Below are 19,989 nucleotides of genomic sequence, written 5' to 3'. Positions count from 1 at the left end.
ACGCAACCGGGCCAGCGAACTGGCCCGAGTCTCGTCGACTTATTGGGCGGCAGGCAGCACGCCGAAAATGGTGCGATACAGCACGCCCATGGCCACGACCATCAGCGGAATGCTCCACACCATGCCGATACCCAGGGGGATGGCGCTGACTACGATGATCAGGCCGAGCACGATGAACAGACCGAAGACCTTGAACCAGTGCTGGGTGATGGCTTTGCGCGAGGCTTCCAGCGCCTGCCAGGGCGACAGGCCGCGCTCGACCACCAGCGGAATGGCCAGCAGGTAGGCGACGCCCAGGTAGATACCGGGGATCAGCAGCAGGATCATGCCGAGGTAGATCAGCAGCATCATCACCACCGCAGTGATGATCAGCGGCACGGTGCGACCGAAGTGGCTGAAGATTTCGTTGAAGTTCAGCGGCTGGTCGGCGGCGCGGCGGATGCCGACCATGTTGATGCCAGCCATGAAGGGGTAGGCCAGCGCCGACGCCAGCAGCGAAATCATGATTTCGCCGACGACCATCAGCAGCATGTTCTGGCTCAGAGCGGTAAAAATGCCGACCACACCACCGAGGATGAAGGTCGCTGCCAGCAGTACCACGTAGAACACCAGAAAACCGCCGATGATGATGCCCTTGGTGCCTTTGACTTTGCTCCAGGACTCGCTCAGCAGTTCGCCGATGCTGAAGTCATAACCGCGTGCCAGGGCTTCTTCGATGCTTGGCGTCTGGTTGTGCGAGGTCGGTTGCAGGTCGCTGGTGGGTGCGGCGTAGGGATTTGGGGTGATCGCGTCACTCATGGTTGCATCCTTGTACATTGAGTGGGAGGGGCGTCAATGCTAGTGGTTACGGCGCTCGCCCGACAAGCGCAGGGCGCCTGGCAGTATGGCGACTGTGCGCTGGTTCATGCTTTTGCGCGCGGCGGTGAGTCTGGAGGCGGATGATAGACTGCCGAAAAACTTGCATCAGGTACGGAGCCACCGATGACTTCCAGCATCTTCTGGTACGACTACGAGACCACCGGTATCAATCCGCGTTGTGACCGTCCGCTGCAGGTGGCAGGTATCCGTACCGATGAGGCGCTGAACGAGGTCGGCGAACCGCTGAACATCTACTGCCGACCCAGCGACGATATTCTGCCGCACCCTGCGGCCTGTCTGGTGACCGGTATCGACCCGCAACGCCTGCAACAGCAGGGGCTCGATGAGGGCGAGTTCATGACGCGGGTGCACGCCGCGCTCTCGGCACCGGGAACCTGTGGCGCCGGTTACAACAGCTTGCGCTTCGATGACGAGGTGACGCGTTACAGCCTCTATCGCAACTTCTTCGACCCTTATGCGCGCGAGTGGCAGGGCGGCAACAGCCGCTGGGACCTGATCGATCTGGTGCGCACGGCCTATGCGTTGCGCCCCGAAGGGATCGAGTGGCCCGAGGAGCAGGGGCGGGTGTCGCTCAAGCTGGAGCGGCTGACCCAGGCCAACGGTATCGATCATGGCCAGGCGCATGACGCGCTCTCCGATGTGCGCGCCACCATTGGCCTGGCGCGTCTGCTGCGTGACCGGCAGCCACGGCTTTACGACTTTCTCTATCAACTGCGTAGCAAGCAGCGCGTCATGGACCAGATTCGCCTGCTTCAACCGGTCTTGCATATCTCCGGACGTTTCTCGGCTGCGCGCCATTACCTGGCGCCCGTGTTACCGCTGGCCTGGCATCCGCGCAATCGCAACGCGCTGATCGTCTGCGACCTGCAGGCCGACCCATCGCCGCTGCTGAACCTGGACGCTGATACCCTGCGCAGCCGTCTTTACACCCGCCGTGAGGAACTGGCCGAGGGTGAGGCGCCGGTGCCGCTGAAACTGCTGCATATCAATCGCTGTCCGGTGGTGGCGCCGCTTTCGGTACTGCGCGAGGCCGATCGGCAGCGCCTGCAGTTGGACTGGTCGAGCTGCGAGCGCCATGTCGAGACGCTGACGAACGAGCAACCGCTATGGCAGGACAAACTGGCGGCCATATACGCTGAAGAGGCTTTCGCTGGAAGTAATGATCCCGAACAGCAGCTTTACGATGGTTTTATCGGTGACCGGGATCGTCGGTTATGTGAGCAGGTACGTCGCGCCCAGCCTCGGGCATTGGCCGGCGATCAATGGCCGTTCGACGATGCGCGATTGCCAGAGTTGCTGTTTCGCTATCGGGCACGCAATTTCCCTGAGAGTCTTTCAGCGGCCGAACGCCAACGCTGGACGGACTTCTGTCGGCAGCGACTGACCGATCCGGAGTTCGGGGCACCCAATACGCTGGCGCAATTTCATGCTGCGCTGGAGCAGTTGCGCGTTGACTGCAACCCAGACCAATTGCAACTTCTTCAGCAGTGGCAGGCGTATGCGGAGCAAGTGCAGTCGCGTCTGGCTGCGAGTTCAGCGGCTGTGTAAATAGACGAGAAGACACTGCGGTGAAGGCTCTATCGCAACGCCGTGGTCGAAGTTTGTAAGAAAAGTGCAGCGGGCGGGAACTTTTCGGTTTGCTGCCAGTAAGGCGGTAGTCAGGCTAATTGAGTGTGGCCAGGCGCGAGGTAAGGGATTGCCCAAAACTGTTCTCGGGCGATGCTGAAACACGGGCAATAAAAAACGCCAGCATGGCTGGCGTTTTGGGTGTCGCTCAGATGTTAGCCCAGCAGCGTGGCCCAACCTTCGACGACATCGGCGCCCCACTTGGCTTTCCACTCTTTCAGAGTCTTGTGGTTGCCGCCTTTGGTTTCGATCACTTCGCCGCTGTGCGGGTTCTTGTACTGCTTGACCTTGCGCGCACGCTTGGTAGTGGTCGGCTTGCTGGCGCGTACGCCTTTGGCGCTTTTGGCTTCAGGGTCGAGCAGGGCGATGATGTCGCGCAGCGACTTCTGATATTCGCCCATCAGAGTGCGCAGTTTGCCTTCGAACTCCAGCTCTTTCTTCAGCTTGTCGTCTTGCGACAGGTTTTTCAGACGCTCTTGCAGTTCCTTGATGGCTTCTTCTGTAGCGCGGTATTCGTTGATCAGCGACATGGGCATTACCTTGGCGTGAATAAATCAATGCAGTGGACAGTGAGCCAATAATAGTCACGCACTTATAGCAAGTAAACAGCGAATATTGAAATAACTGCGCGGCCGTGCAACGCCTTGTGTCGCACGCGCCCAAATTAAATTGACTGTTGCAACTCGTTGGTAAATTCAATGCGCTTTAGTAGTGCACTTTCTCCCTGAACGGCCGAGTGCTTCAACGCTGCGCCGTTGCTGCAGTTTTTCCGGCATATCGTTAGAATGCCCGACTTTTGCGCCGCCATTGGCATTGGGGTTTTAGTCATGCGTACGTTCAGATTGGTCATTTCCTGCCCTGACCGCGTCGGCATCGTTGCCAAAGTCAGTAATTTCCTCGCCACCTATAACGGCTGGATTACCGAAGCCAGTCACCACTCCGATACGCAGAGTGGTTGGTTCTTCATGCGCCATGAAATTCGTGCGGACTCGCTGCCGTTCGACCTCGACGGTTTCAAGCAGGCCTTCTCGCCCATTGCCCGTGAGTTTTCCATGGACTGGCGTGTCACCGATTCGGCGCAGAAGAAGCGTGTGGTGTTGATGGCGAGCCGCGAGTCGCATTGCCTGGCCGATCTGCTGCATCGTTGGCACAGCAATGAACTCGATTGCGAGCTTCCCTGCGTGATCGCCAACCACGACGATCTGCGCAGCATGGTCGAGTGGCATGGCATTCCTTACTTCCATGTGCCGGTTGACCCCAAGGACAAGGCCCCGGCCTTCGCCGAGGTGGAGCGCCTGGTCAAGGAGCACGCAGCCGATGTCATCGTCCTGGCGCGCTACATGCAGATCCTGCCACCTGCACTGTGCGCCGAGTTTGCCCAGCGCGTGATCAACATTCACCACAGCTTCCTGCCGTCGTTCGTCGGCGCCAAGCCCTATCACCAGGCTTCGTTGCGCGGCGTGAAGCTGATCGGTGCCACCTCGCACTACGTGACCGAGGAACTGGACGCCGGCCCGATCATCGAGCAGGACGTGGTGCGGGTGACTCACCGCGACGACATCGAAGAAATGGTGCGTCTGGGCAAGGACGTGGAGAAGATGGTTCTGTCCCGTGGGCTACGCTATCACTTGGAAGACCGAGTGCTGGTACACGACAACAAGACGGTGGTATTCGACTGATCTTGCGGCGTGGGCTGGCCCGATGCATGTCCGAGGAGAACGCCCATGCTCAAGTCCATCAAGGTGCGTGACTACATGACTCGCCATCTGGTGACCTTCAGATCGGATACCGACCTGTTCACCGCCATCAATCGATTGCTGGAGCACCGTATTTCCGGAGCTCCGGTGGTCGATTCGCAGGGCCACCTGATTGGTCTGTTGTCCGAGGGGGACTGCCTGCGCGGCATTCTCTCTGGTGCCTATTACGAGGCTATCGGTGGCAACGTCAGCACCTACATGACGACAGCGGTCGAGACGGTCAGCCCGGAAGCGGACATCATCGAGCTGTCCGAGCGTTTCCTGCGTGGCCGGCGTCGGCGCATGCCGGTGATCGAGAATGGTCGTCTGGTCGGGCAGATCAGCCGGCATGACGTACTGCGTGCGGTGAAGGAATTCGCTCAGCACGAGCAGGGTGAGCTGAGCATCGGTTGAGGGTGGGGCAATGAGCGATCCGCTGGACAAGGCCACTTCCAAGGCGCCGCCGACTCTGGGCGAAGGTTGTGTGCGGCGCTATGACCCTGAGGCGCTGACGGACGAGGACGGCACCGATTTTCCTGAGGCTGCCGAGCTGTGGCGACAGCTGCAGCAGCCGCAAGAGCCGAAGTCCGGCAATGAGTGAAGAACACAGGGCGCCATGCAGGCGCCCTGTTTCATGTTGCTCGGCTCAGATGCGGAAGCTGTCGACCAGGTGCTTGAGGCGCACCGCCTGTTGCTCCAGGTCGCCGCAGGCGCGCAGGGTGGACTGCAGGTTCTCCACGCCCTCCTGATTGAGGGTGTTGATCTCGATGATGTCCATGTTCAACGACTCGATCACCGAGGTCTGCTCTTCGGTAGCTGTGGCCACCGACTGGTTCATACCGTCGATGTCGCCGATACGGGCTGTCACGGTGCCCAGGCGCTCACCGGCCTGATTGGCGATTTTCACGCTGTCTTCGCTGTAGCGCTGGCTCTCGGTCATGGTGGTAACCGACTCGCGCGAGCCGACTTGCAGCTCCTCGATCATTTTCTCGATTTCCTGCGCCGATTCCTGGGTACGGTGCGCCAGATTGCGCACTTCGTCGGCGACCACGGCGAAACCACGACCGGCTTCACCGGCGCGCGCGGCTTCGATGGCAGCGTTGAGTGCGAGCAGGTTGGTCTGCTGGGAAATGCTCTTGATCACTTCGAGAATCTGGCCGATGTCTGAGGTCTTGCTGTTGAGCATTTCGATCTTGGCGCAGGCGTCGCTGATCTTGTTCGAGAGTTCGCTCATCGAATGGATCGCCTGTTGCACCACCTTGCCGCCGTCCTCTGCTTGATGGCGTGCATCCGAGGCCTGATTCGAGGCGTCGGCGGCGTTGCGGGCTATTTCCTGGGCGGCGGCGCCGAGCTGGTTGATCGCCGCCGCCACGCTGTTGGTGCGGCTGGCCTGCTCGTCGGAGTTGGCCATCGACGAGTTGGAGGCGTTGACCACCAGCTTGGCCACTTCGTTGACCTGAACGGTGGCGGATGACACTTCTCGGATGGAGCTGTGGATTCGCTCGACGAAGCGGTTGAAGGAACTGGCGAGGGCGCCGAATTCGTCGTTGGACTGAATCGCCAGGCGCTTGGTCAGGTCACCTTCGCCCTGGGCGATGTCCTCCATGGCGGTGCCCATGGTGGTCAGTGGCTGCATCAGCACGCGGATCAGCAGGCCGAGCAGGGCGATGATCAGCACCACGGCGATGACCATGGCGACGATGGCCGAGGTGCGGAACTCGCTCAGCATGCTGTAGGCCTGGGTCTTGTCGACCGACAAGCCGACGTACCACTGTACCGAGGGCAGGCCCTTGATCGGGGTGAAGGTCAGGATGCGGGTCTGGCCGTCCTGCTCCACTTCGCTGAACGTGCTGCTGATCGGTGGCGTGTCCTGCGGGTAGAGATCACTAAGGCTCTTCATCACCAGGTTCTTGTCCGGGTGAACCAGAATCTTGCCGTCGTTGCTGACCAGAAAGGCATAGCCCATGCCGTCGAAATCCAGCGAATTGATGATGGTCACCAGGGTCTGCAGGTTGAGGTCGCCACCGACCACACCGACCGCAGGCACGGGGGTGGCGATGGTCATGATCGGTACGTTGGTGGCTGCATCGATATAGGGCTCGGTCAGGGTCGTGCCGCCGGCCGCTTGGGCGTCCTTGTACCAGGGCCGGGCTCTTGGATCGTAGCCATCGGGCATCTTCTCGTCCGGGCGCATGGTGAAGGCGCCCTGAGCGGTACCCAGATAGATGAAGGCGAAGGTGTTGGCCAGCGCCTTCTGTTCGAGCAGCTTGATCACATGATCAGCGCTGCTGTCGCCGGCGAAGGACTGGGCGACGGTTTCGACCAGCAGAATGCGCCCATCCAGCCAGTTCTGGATGTTGTTGGCGGTGACATCGCCCATTTCGCGCAGGTAATTCTGCAGATCGTCATGTATCGCATTGCGCTGCAGGTAGTCGTTATAGAGCGTGAACAGCGAGAAGGCCGCAATCACCACCAGCGAGGCGGCGAGCAGGATCTTGTGGCTAAAACGCAGGGAGTTGGCCATGGTCGTGCCTCCGGTTGACGGCTGATTGTTTCCGCCAACCGGCATCTGCCGGATTGCGGAAGCCTGCCAGACCAAGCGAAGATCGTTCGCCGGTCTGACTTCCGTGTCGGCATATCTGCAGTAAAGCGCTAACTCAGAGGATGGCAAGATGCCTGCAACTTCACAGTTCATCATGGGGGCCGACAGCCAGGGGCTGCCGGTTGGCCAGCCGCTGCGTCTGGCCAATCGTCATGGTCTGATCGCAGGTGCTACCGGCACCGGTAAAACGGTCACTCTGCAGCGTCTGATCGAGACGTTCAGCGACGCTGGCGTGGCGGTGTTCGCTGCCGATGTTAAAGGTGACCTGTGCGGTCTTGGCGCTGCCGGCGCACCGCAAGGCAAGGTCGCCGAGCGCATTGCCAGCATGCCCTGGCTGAACCATCAGCCGCAGGCCTATCCAGTAACCCTGTGGGACGTGCATGGGCAGAGCGGTCACCCCTTGCGCACCACCCTCAGCGAGATGGGGCCGCTGCTGCTTGGCGCACTGCTCGAGCTGACCGACAGCCAGCAGGCGGCGCTCTATGCGGCGTTCAAGGTGGCTGACCGCGAGGGGCTGCTGCTGCTCGATCTGAAGGACCTGAAAGCGCTGCTTGGCTACCTCAAGGACAATCCACAGGTGCTGGGCGCGGACAGTGCGCTGTTCACCAGTGCCTCCGCGCAGGCGCTGCTGCGTCGTCTGGCCGGGCTGGAGCAGCAGGGCGCCGAGGCGCTGTTCGGCGAGCCGGCGTTGCAACTCGAAGACCTGCTGCACCCGGACCGCGACGGCCGCGGCCGTGTGCACTTGCTCGACGCCTCTCGCCTGGTTCATGAAGCGCCCAAGGTCTATGCAACCTTCCTGCTGTGGCTGTTGGCCGAACTGTTCGAACAACTACCGGAGCGCGGTGACGCGGACAAACCGGTGCTGGCGCTGTTCTTCGACGAGGCGCATCTGCTTTTCCAGGGAACGCCGAAGGCCTTGCAGGAGCGCCTGGAGCAGGTGGTGCGGCTGATTCGCTCCAAGGGGGTGGGGGTGTATTTCGTCACCCAGTCGCCCGGCGATCTTCCGGACGATGTGCTGGCTCAACTGGGGCTGCGCATCCAGCACGGTTTGCGCGCCTTCACCGCCAAGGAGCAGAAGGCCCTGCGTGCGGTAGCCGACGGTTTTCGTCCGAACCCGGCGTTCAGCACGCTCAGTGTGCTCACCGAATTGGGGATTGGCGAGGCGTTGGTCGGTACGCTGGAGGAGAAGGGCACGCCGGCCATGGTTCAGCGCGTGGCCATCGCGCCGCCGCAATCACGCATCGGCCCGCTAAGCGAAGCCGAGCGAGCGGCACTGGTGCGTCAATCGCCGCTCGCGGGCCGTTACGACAAGCCCATCGATCGTGAGTCGGCTTACGAGCTGCTCACCGCGCGAGCCGCGCAGGCATCCGCCGAGGCGCCGGCGCCAGCCAGTACCAAGACCAAGGCGGCAGCGCAGGATCAAGGGCTGGGACAGATGGCGGGCGAGTTGCTTGGCGGTGCGATGAAAAGCGCCTTGCGACAGGCGGCCAATCAACTCGGCCGGCAACTGGTGCGGGGGCTGATGGGGTCGCTCTTGGGCGGGAAAAAACGCTGAAGCCAGCTTGCAGCCGCGCTTCACGCGGCTGCAAGCTGCTCTCGGGCGGAGTCAGTCGTATTCGCTGGCCGCTTCTTTCTTGTCCTGGCGTTCTTTTTCGATCTTCTCGATTTCTTTGTCGAAAGCCTGATCGAGCAGGCTGGGTCTTTTGCGCCAGGGTTTGCGATCCGGGTCCGGTTGAGCGGCGTAGGTGATGACTTCTCCGCCGTATACATCCTTGTAACGCTGCGCCTGGCGCTCGAGTTCGGCGCGCAGTTCGTCTTTCGTCACGTGTTTACCTGTCGGTTGTGATCGGCCCACAGAGCATTCGAAACGCCAAGTTTCGATACGATGTCGGGAGTCGATCTAGGGCTTTTTGGCCTGGGTTGGCCGGGAGAAAACTTTGCAAAGTGTCATGCTTTGCATCTTTCCCCTTTCTCTTCAGTTACTTGTGTATCAGTAACTTTTTTCCGAGAAAAGTTGCATGGGGCAACGAGTGCTCATTATCGCCATCGCCCTTCGAATGTCCAGTGATCAGGTGGCCAATGCCTGATATTGCAGGCTGAAGTTCATCTGGCAACTTTGCTCGCTTGCCAGCAGGTGAAGCCCGGGCCGCCCCGCCAGATGGTGGGCGTTGACCGGGTGAGTGACGGGCTCGAAGCAGAAGAAGTTCTGCGCCTCGGGGCAGAACAAAAGAAATACATCGCTGCCTTCCGCCTCGCAGACAAGTTGATAACCCGCGTCCGGTTGAATGATGCGAACCTTGCCGGGCCATTGGGTAAAGGCATTGTCGACAAGTTGTTGCGGCAACAAGGCGGGCTCTTCGAAATTCCAGGTTTGCGGAAGGTCGATCCACTGGCTGGAAAGTTTGCTCTCGTCGCACAACCAGACGCCTGCGGCCTGTGCCTGGATATGCGTTTGTGCAGTGCGCGGCAGGTAGGGGTGGAATCCGAGTCCATACCAGTTGGGCTGCTTACCCAGGTGAGTGGCTTGCAATTCGAGGCGCAGGCGACCGTCGATCAGGTGCACCTCGAGTCTGGCGCGATAGGCAAAAGGCGTTTGGCTCTCCAGTTGCAGGGTGGCGCTGTCGGATGTCGCATTGACTGTCTGCCAGGGTTGTTGCCACGCGCTGCCATGTATCGGCAGCGCTTCATGCCCGGTGTTGGCGTTCAGTGCCTGCCAGCCATCCGGTATGGCGAAGCCGCCGCCGCCGATGCGATTGGACCAGGGCAGCAATGGATAGCAGGCCAGACGCCGAGGATTGGCGGCGGCCAGCGCCTGCTCGTCGCTATGGCGAAGTAGCGGCATACCATCGCTCAGGCGCACCCAGTTGACCAGACTCGCGCCCAGTTCCGGGGCGAGGGTCAGTTGTGTCAGGCTGTCGCGCAGGGTCAGCAGAGGCGTTGTCATTTGGCGTTCCTGAGGCAGTCAGTGTCGGGAATTCATAGTGTCATCGTACAACTGCTGGGCTATCATTACGGCAAAGCCTTACGTCTTCAGTCGAGAGCTCGTCCAATATGGAAATGCAAAACGCTCAACCTCGTGCTCGTCGCAAGCACCGCAGCCTGGCTCAGGAGCTGGTGGCAGACCTGTCGCAGCGCATTCGCGATGGGCTGATCAAGCGTGGTGAGAAGCTGCCGACCGAGTCGGCGATCATGGAAGAGCAAGGCGTCAGCCGTACAGTGGTGCGCGAGGCCCTGTCGCGTTTGCAGGCGGCTGGCCTGGTGGAAACCCGTCACGGCATCGGCACTTTCGTGCTGGATACGCCCAGTGCCAGCGGTTTTCGCATCGACCCGGCGACCATCGTCACCCTGCGCGATGTGCTGGCCATTCTCGAGCTGCGTATCAGCCTCGAAGTGGAGTCCGCCGGCATGGCTGCTCAGCGTCGCAGTGACGCGCAACTGCAGGCCATTCGCGAGGCGCTGGACGCCATCAACGAACACGCTGCACATGCCAGCGATGCGGTGTCCTCGGACTTCCAATTCCATCTGCGTATCGCCGAGGCTACGGGTAATCGCTATTTCACCGACATCCTCAGCCATCTGGGCACCAGCATCATTCCCCGTACCCGGGTCAATTCCGCCAGCCTGGCGCGTGACGATCAGACCCATTACATGGCACGTCTGGAGCGTGAGCACGAGCAGATCTTCGAAGCCATCGCGCGTCAGGACGCCGAGGCCGCGCGCGCGGCCATGCGCTTGCACCTGACCAACAGCCGCGAGCGCCTGCGCCAGGCACACGAAGCGGCCGAGGCCGAAGCGCTGCACGGCTGAACCCCCATGCACACACTCGGCGGCCCTGAGCCGCCGAGTGCGTTTCAGCGCTGAGAACAAGTCAGCACGCATGGCGCTGTCTAGCGGCGGTAGGCCAGGGCGACAATGCCGCCGACCACGATCAGGCCGCCGATCACCTGCAGGCCGCCCAGTACCTGCCCCAGAATCAGCCAACCCAGAATCATGCCGGCGACCGGCTCCATGTTCATCACCGGCGCATTGCGTGCGATGTTCAGGCGCGGCATGCAGATGAACAGGGTGGAGAAGGCCGCGCCATAGAGCAGTACCAGGCAGGCCAGTGCGATCCAGCCAGGGCTGGCGCTGGGCAGGCTCAGGCCTCCCGGAATCAGGCCGCTGGCGCCTAGCAGGGTCGAGGTGCTGAACACCACCGCCAGGGTCAGCATGCTGCGTACCGAGCCGGCGACGTTCGACAGGCGATTTTCGGTGATCCACAGTGCCATGGCGAAAACGGTGGCGGCCGTCAGGCTGAACAGGATGCCGGCGCTCCACTCGCTGTCCGGCGCCGCGACGCTGCTCAGGCGGCCAGGGACATCGAGCACCAGCACCAGACCGAAGAGAATCACGCCCATGATGGCCAGTGCCTGGCGGGTTGGCTTCGCACCGCCAAGCGCCCAGGTGAGCAGGGCCAGCAGGATGGGCGAGAGGTTGACCACCAGCAGCGCCAGCGCCACCGGAATACGTGCCACGGCCGAATAGATGCAGAAGCTTTGAATGGCGATCAGCAGACCCAGCAGAACTTGCCAGCCCCAGGTGGCGCGACCCAGTTTCAGCGACTCACGTCGCCACAGCACCAAGGCCGCCAGCGCGATCAGGGTCACGCCGGCACGCGCGAGCATGGCCAGTAGCAGGCCGGTGTCGTGGTCGAAGGCGATCCGCGCAGCGATATGGTTGGCTGCGAACGAGCACGCCAGTGTCGCGAGGATCAGGGCAGCGATGTGACGCGGAAACGGGGCGGAACCTTGCATGACGAAATCCTGTTGTCATGGTCTGTAAGTCAGGCCCTCAAGCAAAACGCCGCCCGATTGGGCGGCGTCATCGTTCAAGGCCCGGTTGCTGTCAGAGCACGACGCTCGGCAGCCACAGGGAGATGGCAGGGATGTAGGTAACCGCCATCAGTACGGCGAACAGCGCGATGTAGAACGGTAGCAGGGCCTTGACCGTACTCTCGATGCTGACCTTGCCGATGGCGGCGCCGACGAAGAGTACCGCACCTACCGGTGGCGTGATCAGGCCAATCCCCAGGTTGACCAGCATGATCATGCCGAAGTGCACCGGGTCGACGCCGAACGAGGTCACCACCGGCAGCAGGATCGGGGTCAGGATCAGGATCAGCGGCGCCATGTCCATCAGCGTGCCGAGTACCAGCAACATGAAGTTCACGCACATCAGGATCACGTAGCGGTTGTCCGAGAAGGTCAGGAACGCGGTGGTGATCTTCGATGGAATCTGCATCAGGGTCATGATGTAGCCGAAGCTGGCGGCGAAGGCGATCAGGATCATCACGATCGACAGCGTGCGCACGGTGCGGTGCAGCATTTTCGGCAGTTCACGCCATTTGTAGTCGCGGTAGATGAACATGGTCACGAAGAAGGCCCAGACCACCGCGACTGCTGCCGACTCGGTGGCGGTGAACACGCCGCTGAGGATGCCGCCGAGGATGATCACCATGGTCATCAGGCCCCATAGCGCTTCGACACAGATCTTCAGCGCCTGGCGCAGCGGAATCACTTCCCCCTTGGGATAGTTGCGCTTCTTGGCGAACCACAGGCACAGCGTGGCCATGGTGAAGCTGAGCAGCAGGCCCGGACCGATACCGGCGACGAACAGGGCGGCGATGGACACGGTGCCGCCAGCTGCCAGTGAGTAGATCACCGAGTTGTGGCTGGGCGGGGTCAGCAGCGCCTGCACCGAGCCGGAGACGGTGACAGCGGTGGAAAACTCGCGCGGATAGCCTTTCCTTTCCATTTCCGGGATCAGCACCGAGCCGACCGAGGCGGTATCGGCCAAGGAGGAGCCGGAGATGGCGCCGAAGAAGGTCGAGGCGGTGATGTTGACCAGCGACAGGCCACCACGGACGAAGCCCACCAGCACCCCGGCGAACGCCACCAGGCGCCGTGCCATGCCGCCTTCGGCCATGATCGCGCCGGCCAGGACGAAGAACGGAATGGCCAGCAGGGAGAATTTGTTCACGCCACCGGAGATCTGAATCATCACGGCGTGCAGGGGAATCTCGATCCACCAGGCGCCGATCAGGGTCGCCAGACCGAGGGCGTAGGCGACCGGAACGCGCAGCAGGATCAGGGCAATGAAGCTGCCCAGCAGAATGGCGGCATCCATTACACGGACTCCTTGGAATCTTCGCAGTTCTCGTAATCGACGACGCGGCGCTTGTGCTGATCGCCATACAGCAGTTGTTCGATGACGAACAGCAGGGTGATCAGGCCGCCCAGCGGAATCGGTGCGTAGCTGATGCCGACGCGCATCCAGGTCAGCGTGCTGAGGTACTGGTTCCAGGTGGCGACGCACAGCTTGTAGCCCCAGATCAGCATGAACAGGCTGATGGCGCCCATTGCCAGGCGTACGAACAGGGTGAGAAAGGGCTGAGCCACTTCGGGCAGGCGGTCACTCAGCACCTGCACGGCCATGTGCGCCCCCGCGCGATAGCTGGCGGCGGCACCGATGAAGGTGAATAGCACCATCAGCAGGATGGCGATGGGTTCGGGCCAGCCCAGGCCCTGGCCGAGTGCATAGCGGCTGAATACGCCCCAGGGGATGATCAGGGCCATGATCACGATCGCCAGGCCGGCGGTCGCGATACAGGCGCGGTAGATGACGTCATTGACGCCCAGAACCAGGTTTTTCATGAGACTTCACCGGTTGCGCGGCGCAGGCGATGGGCCCGCGCCGCGCGCTTGCGCGTGGATTACTGAACGGCTTCGATGCGCTTGATCAGGTCGGCGAACTGCGCGCCGTACTTCTCACGTACCGGGGCGGTCGCGTCGTAGAAGGGCTTGGTGTCGACTTCGATGAACTCGACGCCTTCGGCCTTGAGCTTCTCGTCGCTGGCCTTTTCCTTGGCAACCCACAGGTCGCGCTCTTCCAGTTGGGCTTCTTTGGCCAGCTTCTTGACCAGGGTCTGCTGCTCGGGGGTGAGCTTCTCCCAGGTGGTCTTGGACATCAGCAGCGGCTCGGGGAGGATCAGGTGATGGGTCTGGGTGTAGTACTTGGCCGCGCGGAAGTGGTTGTGTTCGAGCAGGGTCGGCGAGTTGTTCTCGGCGCCGTCGATCACGCCGCTCTGCAGGGCGCTGAAGATTTCACCGGTGTCCATGGCGATGCCGTTGGCACCCATGGCGTTGAGCGTATCGATGAACAACGGGTTGCCGATCACGCGGATCTTCATGCCCTTGAGGTCTTCGATCTTGCGCACCGGCTTCTTGGTATACAGGCTGCGGCTGCCGGCTTCCATCCAGGCCAGGCCGACCATGTTGAAATCCGAGTCGGTGATGGCGTCGAGGATTTCCTGGCCGATCTCGCCGTCGACCACCTTGCGCATATGGTCGACATCGCGGAACACGAACGGCATGTTGAACACGTTGGTGGCAGGTACCACCGGGCCGACCGAGCCGAGGCTGACGCGGGTCAGCTGCACGGCGCCGATCTGGGTCTGTTCGATCACTTCCTTCTCGGAACCCAGCACACCGCCGGCGAACATGCGGTATTTGATTTCACCGTTGGTGGCCGCTTCCAGCTTCTTGCCGAGGCTCTCCATGGCGACCACGGTCGGGTAGCCGGCAGGGTGGATTTCGGCAATCTTCAGGGTCGTCTCGGCCTGCACGAAGGACGACAGGCCGAGCGCTAGCGGAAGTGTGGCGAGAAGCAACTTGCGTTTGAGGTTCATGCGGAAAACTCCGTCTTGTTGTTGTTGGTGAACAGCAGGGCAGCCCGATGCCGCGAACGGCCCGGGGTGAATCGGATCAGGGGTTGAAAGCCGGCTCTTCGATACCTCGCACGCCTGCCTGCAGGGCGAATACGCCGCCAGCCAGTGGCTGGTCGCGAAGGTCGCCGCCAGGGCGGATTGAGGTGACGAACAGGGTGTCCAGATTCGCGCCGCCAAAGGCACACATGGCTGGTTTTTTCACCGGAACGGCCAGCGAGCGGTCGAGGCGCCCGTCGGGGGTGAAGCGGTGCACCAGGCCTTCGTCGTTGCCGCAGATCCAGTAGCAGCCATCGATGTCGATTGCCGCGCCGTCCGGGCGCCCGGCATGCTGCTGCATGTCGATGAACAGGCGCCGGTTGTGCGGCGTGCCGCTGTCGGTGTCGTAATCGAAGGCCCACACGCTCTGCACGCTCGGGTGCGAGTCGGACAGGTACATCGTCCGGCCATCGGGGCTGAAGGCCAGGCCATTGGGGACGATGAAGCCATCGAGCACCTGCTGCAGCTGGCCGTCGTAGCGATACAGGGCGCCGACGCGGGCGCCCTGGGCCATGTCGAGCAGCATGCTGCCGGCCCAGAAGCGCCCCTGGCGATCACAGCGACCATCGTTGAAACGCATCTGCGGACGGGCGTGCTCGACCTGCGCCAGGCGTTCGGTGTGCAGCGTACCGTCGTCCTGAGGGCGCAGGTGGAAGAGGCCGCTCTGCATGCCGGCGATCCAGCCGCCAGCCGGGTGGCGGGCGATGCAGGCGAGCATTTCCTCGGTTTGCCAGCTCTGCGTCTGGCCCGTGGCAGCGGACCAGCGATGCAGACGACTGGCAGGGATGTCGACCCAGTACAGGGCCTGTTCGGCTGTATTCCAGACCGGGCTTTCACCCGTGGCGTTGCGCGCATCGACAATCAGTTCGGCTGTCATGGCAGGGGCGCTCTAGTTGTTGTTATGGCGTGGGGCGGTGGCGGGGCGTCGCTTCAGTCGTCACCGAACGGGCCTGCGGCCACGAAGGCGCCGCCCTGGTAAATACGCGCCGGGTCGTCAGCGGCCGGCATGGGCTGCGCTTCGATCTTGTCGCGGAACACTTCCGAGCTGTCCTTGGGCGCGAAGCCCAGGTGCGCGGCCTTGCTGTTGTCCCACCAGACATCGCGGTTATCCGACATGCCATAGACCACGGTGTGGCCAACGTTCTGGCTGTACAGGCAGCGTTCGAGCAGGTGGGTGAGGTCGTCGTAGCTCAGCCAGGTGCTCATCATGCGGCGGTTGGCGGGCTCGGGGAACGAAGAGCCGATGCGGATGCTGACGGTCTCGATGCCGTAGCGATCAAAGTAGAAGCTGGCCATGTCTTCACCGTAGGACTTGGACAGGCCGTAGTAGCCATCCGGGCGGCGCAGGCAGTTGGCGTCGAGGTGCTGGTCCTGCTGGTAGAAGCCGATGACATGGTTGGAACTGGCGAACACCACGCGTTTCACGCCATGGCGACGGGCCGCTTCGTAGATATGGAATACGCCACAGATGTTGGCGCCGAGGATTTCTTCGAACGGGCGCTCGACCGAGACGCCACCGAAGTGCAGGATGGCGTCGACACCTTCGACCAGTTGATGCACCGCGTTCTTGTCGGCCAGGTCGCAGCGTACGATCTCTTCGTGCGGGCCGGCCGCGGGGGCCATTTCACCGATGTCGGACAGGCGCAGGATGTTGGCGTAGGGGCGCAGGCGTTCGCGCAGTACCTTGCCCAGTCCACCGGCGGCGCCGGTCAGCAGCAGGCGGTTGAAGGGACGCAGTTCGCTGGATGTCGTGGTCATGGCGGGGCCTGGACTCTTGTTGCTTGTTGTTATTGGGTTGTCATACGTTGTCGTATGACTTGGCCTGATTATCAGTAGCAAATCAGGCAATGTCAACGCAGCCGAAACGAGAAATCAGGCTGTTCAGCTGCTGCGCTTGAATGACCTGATGGGGTGCAAGCGGATGTGCGCGGATGTTGACTGAGCGGCTCTAATCCGCCAGTTTCTCGTGCTATCAAGGTGTGCTTGAAGAAGGGGATGCGAGCGCGCGCCGCCCTATCAGGCTGTTCACGCGGCCGAGTCTTTGACTAAAGTTGTATGACGACGTATCTCGCGGAGAGTCAGTGCCTGCAATGCAAGGCACTCGAATGATTGGAGACGTGACATGGGCAGGAAACCTGCGGGCATTCGCACGAGCACGGCACCGACGCTGATCGATGTTGCCAGGGTGGCGGGGGTATCGCCGATTACCGTATCGCGCGCCCTGGGCCGGCCTGAAGTGGTGAGCGATACCACTCGCAAGCGCGTGCTGGAGGCGGTACGGGCGACGGGGTACGTGCCCAATCTCGCTGCCGGCTCTCTGGCCTCCAGCCGCAGTCGGCTGGTGGCGATCTTCCTGCCGACCATTGCCAACTCGATCTTCTCCGACACCGTGCAGGCGTTGACCGAGCGCATGGCCGCCGCCGGCTATCAGACCTTGCTCGGCCTGACCGGTTACAGCCCAGAGCAGGAGGAGGCCTTGCTCGAGGCCGTGCTGGGCCGCCGTCCGGATGGCATCGTGCTGACCGGCACCGAGCACACCCAGGCGAGCCGCGAACGCCTGGCGCGAGTCGGCATTCCGCTGGTCGAGGCCTGGGATCTGTGCGAGCACCCGATGGATATGCTGGTCGGCTTTTCTCACGAGGCGGTTGGCCAGGCGGTGGCGCACTATCTGATCGGCAAAGGCTACCGCCGCGTCTCGTTCGTGGGCATCGATGATCCCCGCGGCCTGCGCCGTTACCGCAGTTTGCTGCAGGCCCTGCAAGAGCAGGTGCAAGCGCCGGTGGCTGCGCAGATTCTGCCTGCGCCGGCGACCCTGGCGATCGGTCGCCAAGGCCTGGCGCGTCTGCTACAGGACGGTACGGCCGGTGAGGTCGTGGTCTGCAGCTCCGACACCGTGGCCCAGGGGGTGATGGCCGAAGCGCTCAGCCGTGGCCTGCGCATTCCCGAAGACCTGGCGGTGATGGGTTTTGGCGACCTTTCCAGCGCAGCGCACACCCATCCGCCGCTTTCCACCGTGCGGGTAGACGGGCCGCGCATCGGTTGCGCCATCGCCGAGGCGCTGCTGGCGCGTTTCGCCGAGCCTGCGGGCGCGCGTCAGCCGCTACGTCTGGACGTCGGCTTCGAACTGATCGAGCGCGGCAGTGCCTGAGCCTGGCACGGCAGATTCAGGCTCAGGCCAGGCGCAGGTGGTTGTCCCACAAGCCGGCCGGCAACTGCAGGGCGCTGGTGACGATGCGCGTGCTGCGGCAATCGTACAGGCGGCAGCGGCCCTGGCCTGAGGTCACCACGAAACCATTGGCCACCGCACCAACTCCGGCGCAGTCCGGCAGCGGCACGTCCAGGCGCACCTGCGCACTGTCCAGGTCCCAGATGAAGAAGCGGTTGCCGCGCGGCGCGGTCATCGCCAGCAGGCGCAACTCATCGTGGATGGCCACGCTGGCGGTGTACTGGTTCATCGCCACGCGCTGCGTCTCGCCGAGGGCAAAGGGCTGGAAGGCCTGGCCGGGACGCTTGATCGCCAGCAGCGGTACCTTGTCGTGCACATCGCCCATGTACTGCTGGCCGCTGACCACGGTGCCGTCGCGCGCAACGGCAAGGTGACGAATGCTGTTTTGCTGGTCGGCCAGGCGCTCCTGGCTGATCAGGCTGCCGTCGCGCTTCATCAGCACCAGGCTGGCCTGCATGGCGTCGAGGTTCATCTCCACGCGGCTTTCCGCCTCGGTGCGGATGCCGCCGTTGGCCACCACCAGGGTTTCGCCGTCGGGCATCCACAGCAGCTGGTGCGGTCCGACACCGTGGGTGCTGTGTTCGCCATCGCGCAGCAGCTGCGTACCCTGCAGGCGATAGCTGCCAAGTACGCCACGACCCGGTTCGCTGGTGTCGTTCTCGGTGGCGTAGAGCGAGTCACCGCCTTTGTGGAACACGGCATGGCCATTGAAATGGCGCCCGCTCGGCGAGCTCAGCGTCTGCAGCAGGCGGCCGTCGCGCGTGTCGATCAGGTAGCTCTCGGTGCTCGGGCGGCGCCCGACGAACAGGGCCATGGGTAGGCTGGGATGGGGCACCACATCGTGGCAGCGTTCGCTGACCGGGGTGGCGAAGGCGCGTTCGCCGTCGAGACGATAGCCGACGGCATAGTGCTTGCCGTCACCATCGTCACGCGCCGACAGCAACAACGGCTGTCCGGACGGGCCGAACAGCGTCCAGCCGCCGAAGGCGCCCGCCGCCGCCAGGCTGGCGGCTGCTGCGCCAAGACCGAGGAAGGCTCTGCGTTGCATTGATCAGTCCCCGTCGTGAGCGTTGAAGCCGATCTGCACGCCAAGGGCCTTGGCCAGGTCGCTTTCCTGCAGGCGATGCAGGCGATTGAGGCTGTCGTACAGCTCGTTGAGCAGGTTGCGCCCGGCTTCGCTGGTGAGCAGTTCGGTAAGTGGCAGGTCGAGTGCAGCCAGGCGCTGGCGGGTGTCGAGGTAGGCCGCATCGATGCGTTGCGCCAGTTCGGCCTGATCGCTGCCCAGCAGCGATTGCAGGCCGTCCTTGTTGCTGCCGTGCCAGAGCAGTTCGGCACTGGCCAGCGCCGAGCCGAGGTTGGCCAGGCTGGCGTTGCTGCGCCAGGACTCGGCCTGGTATGGCTGCGCAATGCCCTTGGTCTGCCGGCCGAGCGGCGCACCGAGCTTTTTCTTCATGCCGTCGATACCGCTGACCTGAACACGCAGCAGCTCTGCCAGGGCTTCCTTGGAGTCGGCGTAGCGCTCGTTGGGGAAGTGCTTGAGCTGTGCGGCCATGCCACTGTCGTTGGCGCGCCATTGCGCCAGGATATCGGCGGCCAGGGCCTGCTGATGCTGACCGATGGCCTGCAGCAATGGGCAGTAGCGGGCTTTCTGCTCCTGCTGGGTCAGGTCGATGCCGGTGTCGAACAGTATGTATTCGGAGGCGGTCAGCCCCTGTACCACGACACTGGCGCTGGCCAGGTCGGCCTGGGTGAGCTGTGGTTTGCTCTTGAGCAGGGCCTCGACCTGACGCTGTACCAGGTTCTTCTTGTCTGGCCAGAACTGCACCTGCCAGGCTCGATTGCCCTCGGCCAGTGGGCCGAGCATCAGTGGCTGCAGCGCCGACCAGGCGCTCATGGCACCGAGAAAGGCCTGGCGCGCGGCAGGCAGATCGGCGCTGCCGGCGCAGAAGGCCGCGGCACGTTCGGCCAGTTGATGGTCGGCTTCCTGCCAGCTGGTGTAGGCCGGCAGCAACACGCCATCGGTGAGGGCGCCAGTGACCTTGGCGGTCTGATCCTGCTGGCCGCAGCCGACCAGGGCCAGGCCGAGCAGGGAGGCGATCAGGCTCTTGTGCAACATCTC

General features: G+C 62.7%; 20 protein-coding genes. 7 read left to right on the top strand and 13 right to left on the bottom strand.

Features of this window, described 5'->3' with window-relative positions; genetic code table 11:
• Nucleotides 1-39: 39 nt before the first annotated feature.
• Entirely contained in the window at nt 40-798 is a 759-nt protein-coding gene (locus ACN8M7_RS12575) for a DUF975 family protein (protein WP_490260986.1), read from the bottom strand.
• A 183-nt stretch (nt 799-981) separates the two neighbouring features.
• Between ACN8M7_RS12575 and sbcB the strand changes: the two genes are divergently transcribed.
• A complete protein-coding gene (gene sbcB, locus ACN8M7_RS12570; RefSeq protein ID WP_490260985.1) occupies nt 982-2,427 on the top strand; it encodes an exodeoxyribonuclease I in 1,446 nt (481 codons plus the stop codon).
• 233 nt (nt 2,428-2,660) lie between these two features.
• Here sbcB and mvaT read toward each other — a convergent pair whose 3' ends face one another.
• Nucleotides 2,661-3,035, bottom strand: a complete 375-nt coding sequence (gene mvaT, locus ACN8M7_RS12565; protein ID WP_490260984.1) for a histone-like nucleoid-structuring protein MvaT — start codon at nt 3,033-3,035, stop codon at nt 2,661-2,663.
• Between the two features lie 297 nt (nt 3,036-3,332).
• Between mvaT and purU the strand changes: the two genes are divergently transcribed.
• From purU to ACN8M7_RS12550, 3 genes are read left to right on the top strand one after another with little or no spacing between them, the layout of a single operon-like run.
• Nucleotides 3,333-4,184 carry a formyltetrahydrofolate deformylase gene (purU, locus tag ACN8M7_RS12560; protein WP_490260983.1) on the top strand — a complete coding sequence of 284 codons (852 nt, stop codon included), beginning with the start codon at nt 3,333-3,335 and terminating at the stop codon, nt 4,182-4,184.
• A 45-nt stretch (nt 4,185-4,229) separates the two neighbouring features.
• A complete protein-coding gene (locus tag ACN8M7_RS12555) occupies nt 4,230-4,655 on the top strand; it encodes a CBS domain-containing protein (RefSeq protein ID WP_061237643.1) in 426 nt (141 codons plus the stop codon).
• A gap of 10 nt (nt 4,656-4,665) precedes the next feature.
• A complete protein-coding gene (locus ACN8M7_RS12550; protein WP_490260982.1) occupies nt 4,666-4,842 on the top strand; it encodes a hypothetical protein in 177 nt (58 codons plus the stop codon).
• Between the two features lie 45 nt (nt 4,843-4,887).
• Here the strand turns inward: ACN8M7_RS12550 and ACN8M7_RS12545 are convergent, their stop codons facing one another.
• Nucleotides 4,888-6,765, bottom strand: coding sequence for a methyl-accepting chemotaxis protein (locus ACN8M7_RS12545; protein WP_490260981.1), 1,878 nt, complete (start codon nt 6,763-6,765; stop codon nt 4,888-4,890).
• 148 nt (nt 6,766-6,913) lie between these two features.
• On the opposite strand from ACN8M7_RS12545, the gene ACN8M7_RS12540 reads away from it, so the two are divergent.
• Entirely contained in the window at nt 6,914-8,398 is a 1,485-nt protein-coding gene (locus ACN8M7_RS12540; protein WP_490260980.1) for a helicase HerA-like domain-containing protein, read from the top strand.
• Nucleotides 8,399-8,449: 51 nt separating this feature from the next.
• Here ACN8M7_RS12540 and ACN8M7_RS12535 read toward each other — a convergent pair whose 3' ends face one another.
• A complete protein-coding gene (locus tag ACN8M7_RS12535; protein WP_061237646.1) occupies nt 8,450-8,668 on the bottom strand; it encodes a hypothetical protein in 219 nt (72 codons plus the stop codon).
• Nucleotides 8,669-8,911: 243 nt separating this feature from the next.
• Nucleotides 8,912-9,787, bottom strand: coding sequence for an aldose 1-epimerase (locus ACN8M7_RS12530; protein WP_490260979.1), 876 nt, complete (start codon nt 9,785-9,787; stop codon nt 8,912-8,914).
• 107 nt (nt 9,788-9,894) lie between these two features.
• On the opposite strand from ACN8M7_RS12530, the gene ACN8M7_RS12525 reads away from it, so the two are divergent.
• Nucleotides 9,895-10,650, top strand: coding sequence for a FadR/GntR family transcriptional regulator (locus ACN8M7_RS12525; protein ID WP_061237648.1), 756 nt, complete (start codon nt 9,895-9,897; stop codon nt 10,648-10,650).
• An 80-nt stretch (nt 10,651-10,730) separates the two neighbouring features.
• On the opposite strand, the gene ACN8M7_RS12520 is transcribed toward ACN8M7_RS12525, so the two are convergent.
• From ACN8M7_RS12520 to ACN8M7_RS12495, 6 genes are all read right to left on the bottom strand, one after another.
• Complete coding sequence (locus ACN8M7_RS12520) at nt 10,731-11,636, bottom strand: EamA family transporter (RefSeq protein WP_490260978.1); 906 nt, start codon at nt 11,634-11,636, stop codon at nt 10,731-10,733.
• A 91-nt stretch (nt 11,637-11,727) separates the two neighbouring features.
• Nucleotides 11,728-13,008 carry a TRAP transporter large permease gene (locus tag ACN8M7_RS12515; protein ID WP_061237650.1) on the bottom strand — a complete coding sequence of 427 codons (1,281 nt, stop codon included), beginning with the start codon at nt 13,006-13,008 and terminating at the stop codon, nt 11,728-11,730.
• The gene (locus ACN8M7_RS12510; RefSeq protein WP_061237651.1) at nt 13,008-13,535 is read right to left on the bottom strand and encodes a TRAP transporter small permease; all 528 of its coding nucleotides are present in this window, start codon (nt 13,533-13,535) and stop codon (nt 13,008-13,010) included. The genes ACN8M7_RS12515 and ACN8M7_RS12510 overlap by 1 nt, the downstream gene beginning before the upstream one ends.
• Before the next feature lie 59 nt (nt 13,536-13,594).
• Nucleotides 13,595-14,569, bottom strand: coding sequence for a TRAP transporter substrate-binding protein (locus ACN8M7_RS12505; RefSeq protein ID WP_490260977.1), 975 nt, complete (start codon nt 14,567-14,569; stop codon nt 13,595-13,597).
• A 76-nt stretch (nt 14,570-14,645) separates the two neighbouring features.
• Nucleotides 14,646-15,521, bottom strand: coding sequence for a glucurono-1,5-lactonase (locus ACN8M7_RS12500; protein ID WP_490260976.1), 876 nt, complete (start codon nt 15,519-15,521; stop codon nt 14,646-14,648).
• Nucleotides 15,522-15,574: 53 nt separating this feature from the next.
• Nucleotides 15,575-16,402, bottom strand: a complete 828-nt coding sequence (locus tag ACN8M7_RS12495; protein WP_490260975.1) for an NAD-dependent epimerase/dehydratase family protein — start codon at nt 16,400-16,402, stop codon at nt 15,575-15,577.
• Nucleotides 16,403-16,766: 364 nt separating this feature from the next.
• Between ACN8M7_RS12495 and ACN8M7_RS12490 the strand changes: the two genes are divergently transcribed.
• Complete coding sequence (locus ACN8M7_RS12490) at nt 16,767-17,792, top strand: LacI family DNA-binding transcriptional regulator (RefSeq protein WP_490260974.1); 1,026 nt, start codon at nt 16,767-16,769, stop codon at nt 17,790-17,792.
• Between the two features lie 22 nt (nt 17,793-17,814).
• Here ACN8M7_RS12490 and ACN8M7_RS12485 read toward each other — a convergent pair whose 3' ends face one another.
• Nucleotides 17,815-18,918 (bottom strand): DUF1513 domain-containing protein, encoded by a 1,104-nt coding sequence (locus ACN8M7_RS12485; protein ID WP_490260973.1) that lies wholly within the window; start codon nt 18,916-18,918, stop codon nt 17,815-17,817.
• A 3-nt stretch (nt 18,919-18,921) separates the two neighbouring features.
• On the bottom strand, nt 18,922-19,986 hold the full coding sequence (locus ACN8M7_RS12480) for an imelysin family protein (protein ID WP_490260972.1): 1,065 nt from the start codon (nt 19,984-19,986) through the stop codon (nt 18,922-18,924).
• Nucleotides 19,987-19,989: the final 3 nt, after the last annotated feature.

This window comes from Pseudomonas spartinae, from assembly GCF_965197125.1.
GTDB classification, from domain to species: Bacteria; Pseudomonadota; Gammaproteobacteria; order Pseudomonadales; family Pseudomonadaceae; genus Aquipseudomonas; species Aquipseudomonas composti_A.
The sequence above is the reverse complement of the archived record's forward strand: the minus strand, read 5'-3'. Positions and strand labels throughout refer to the sequence as shown.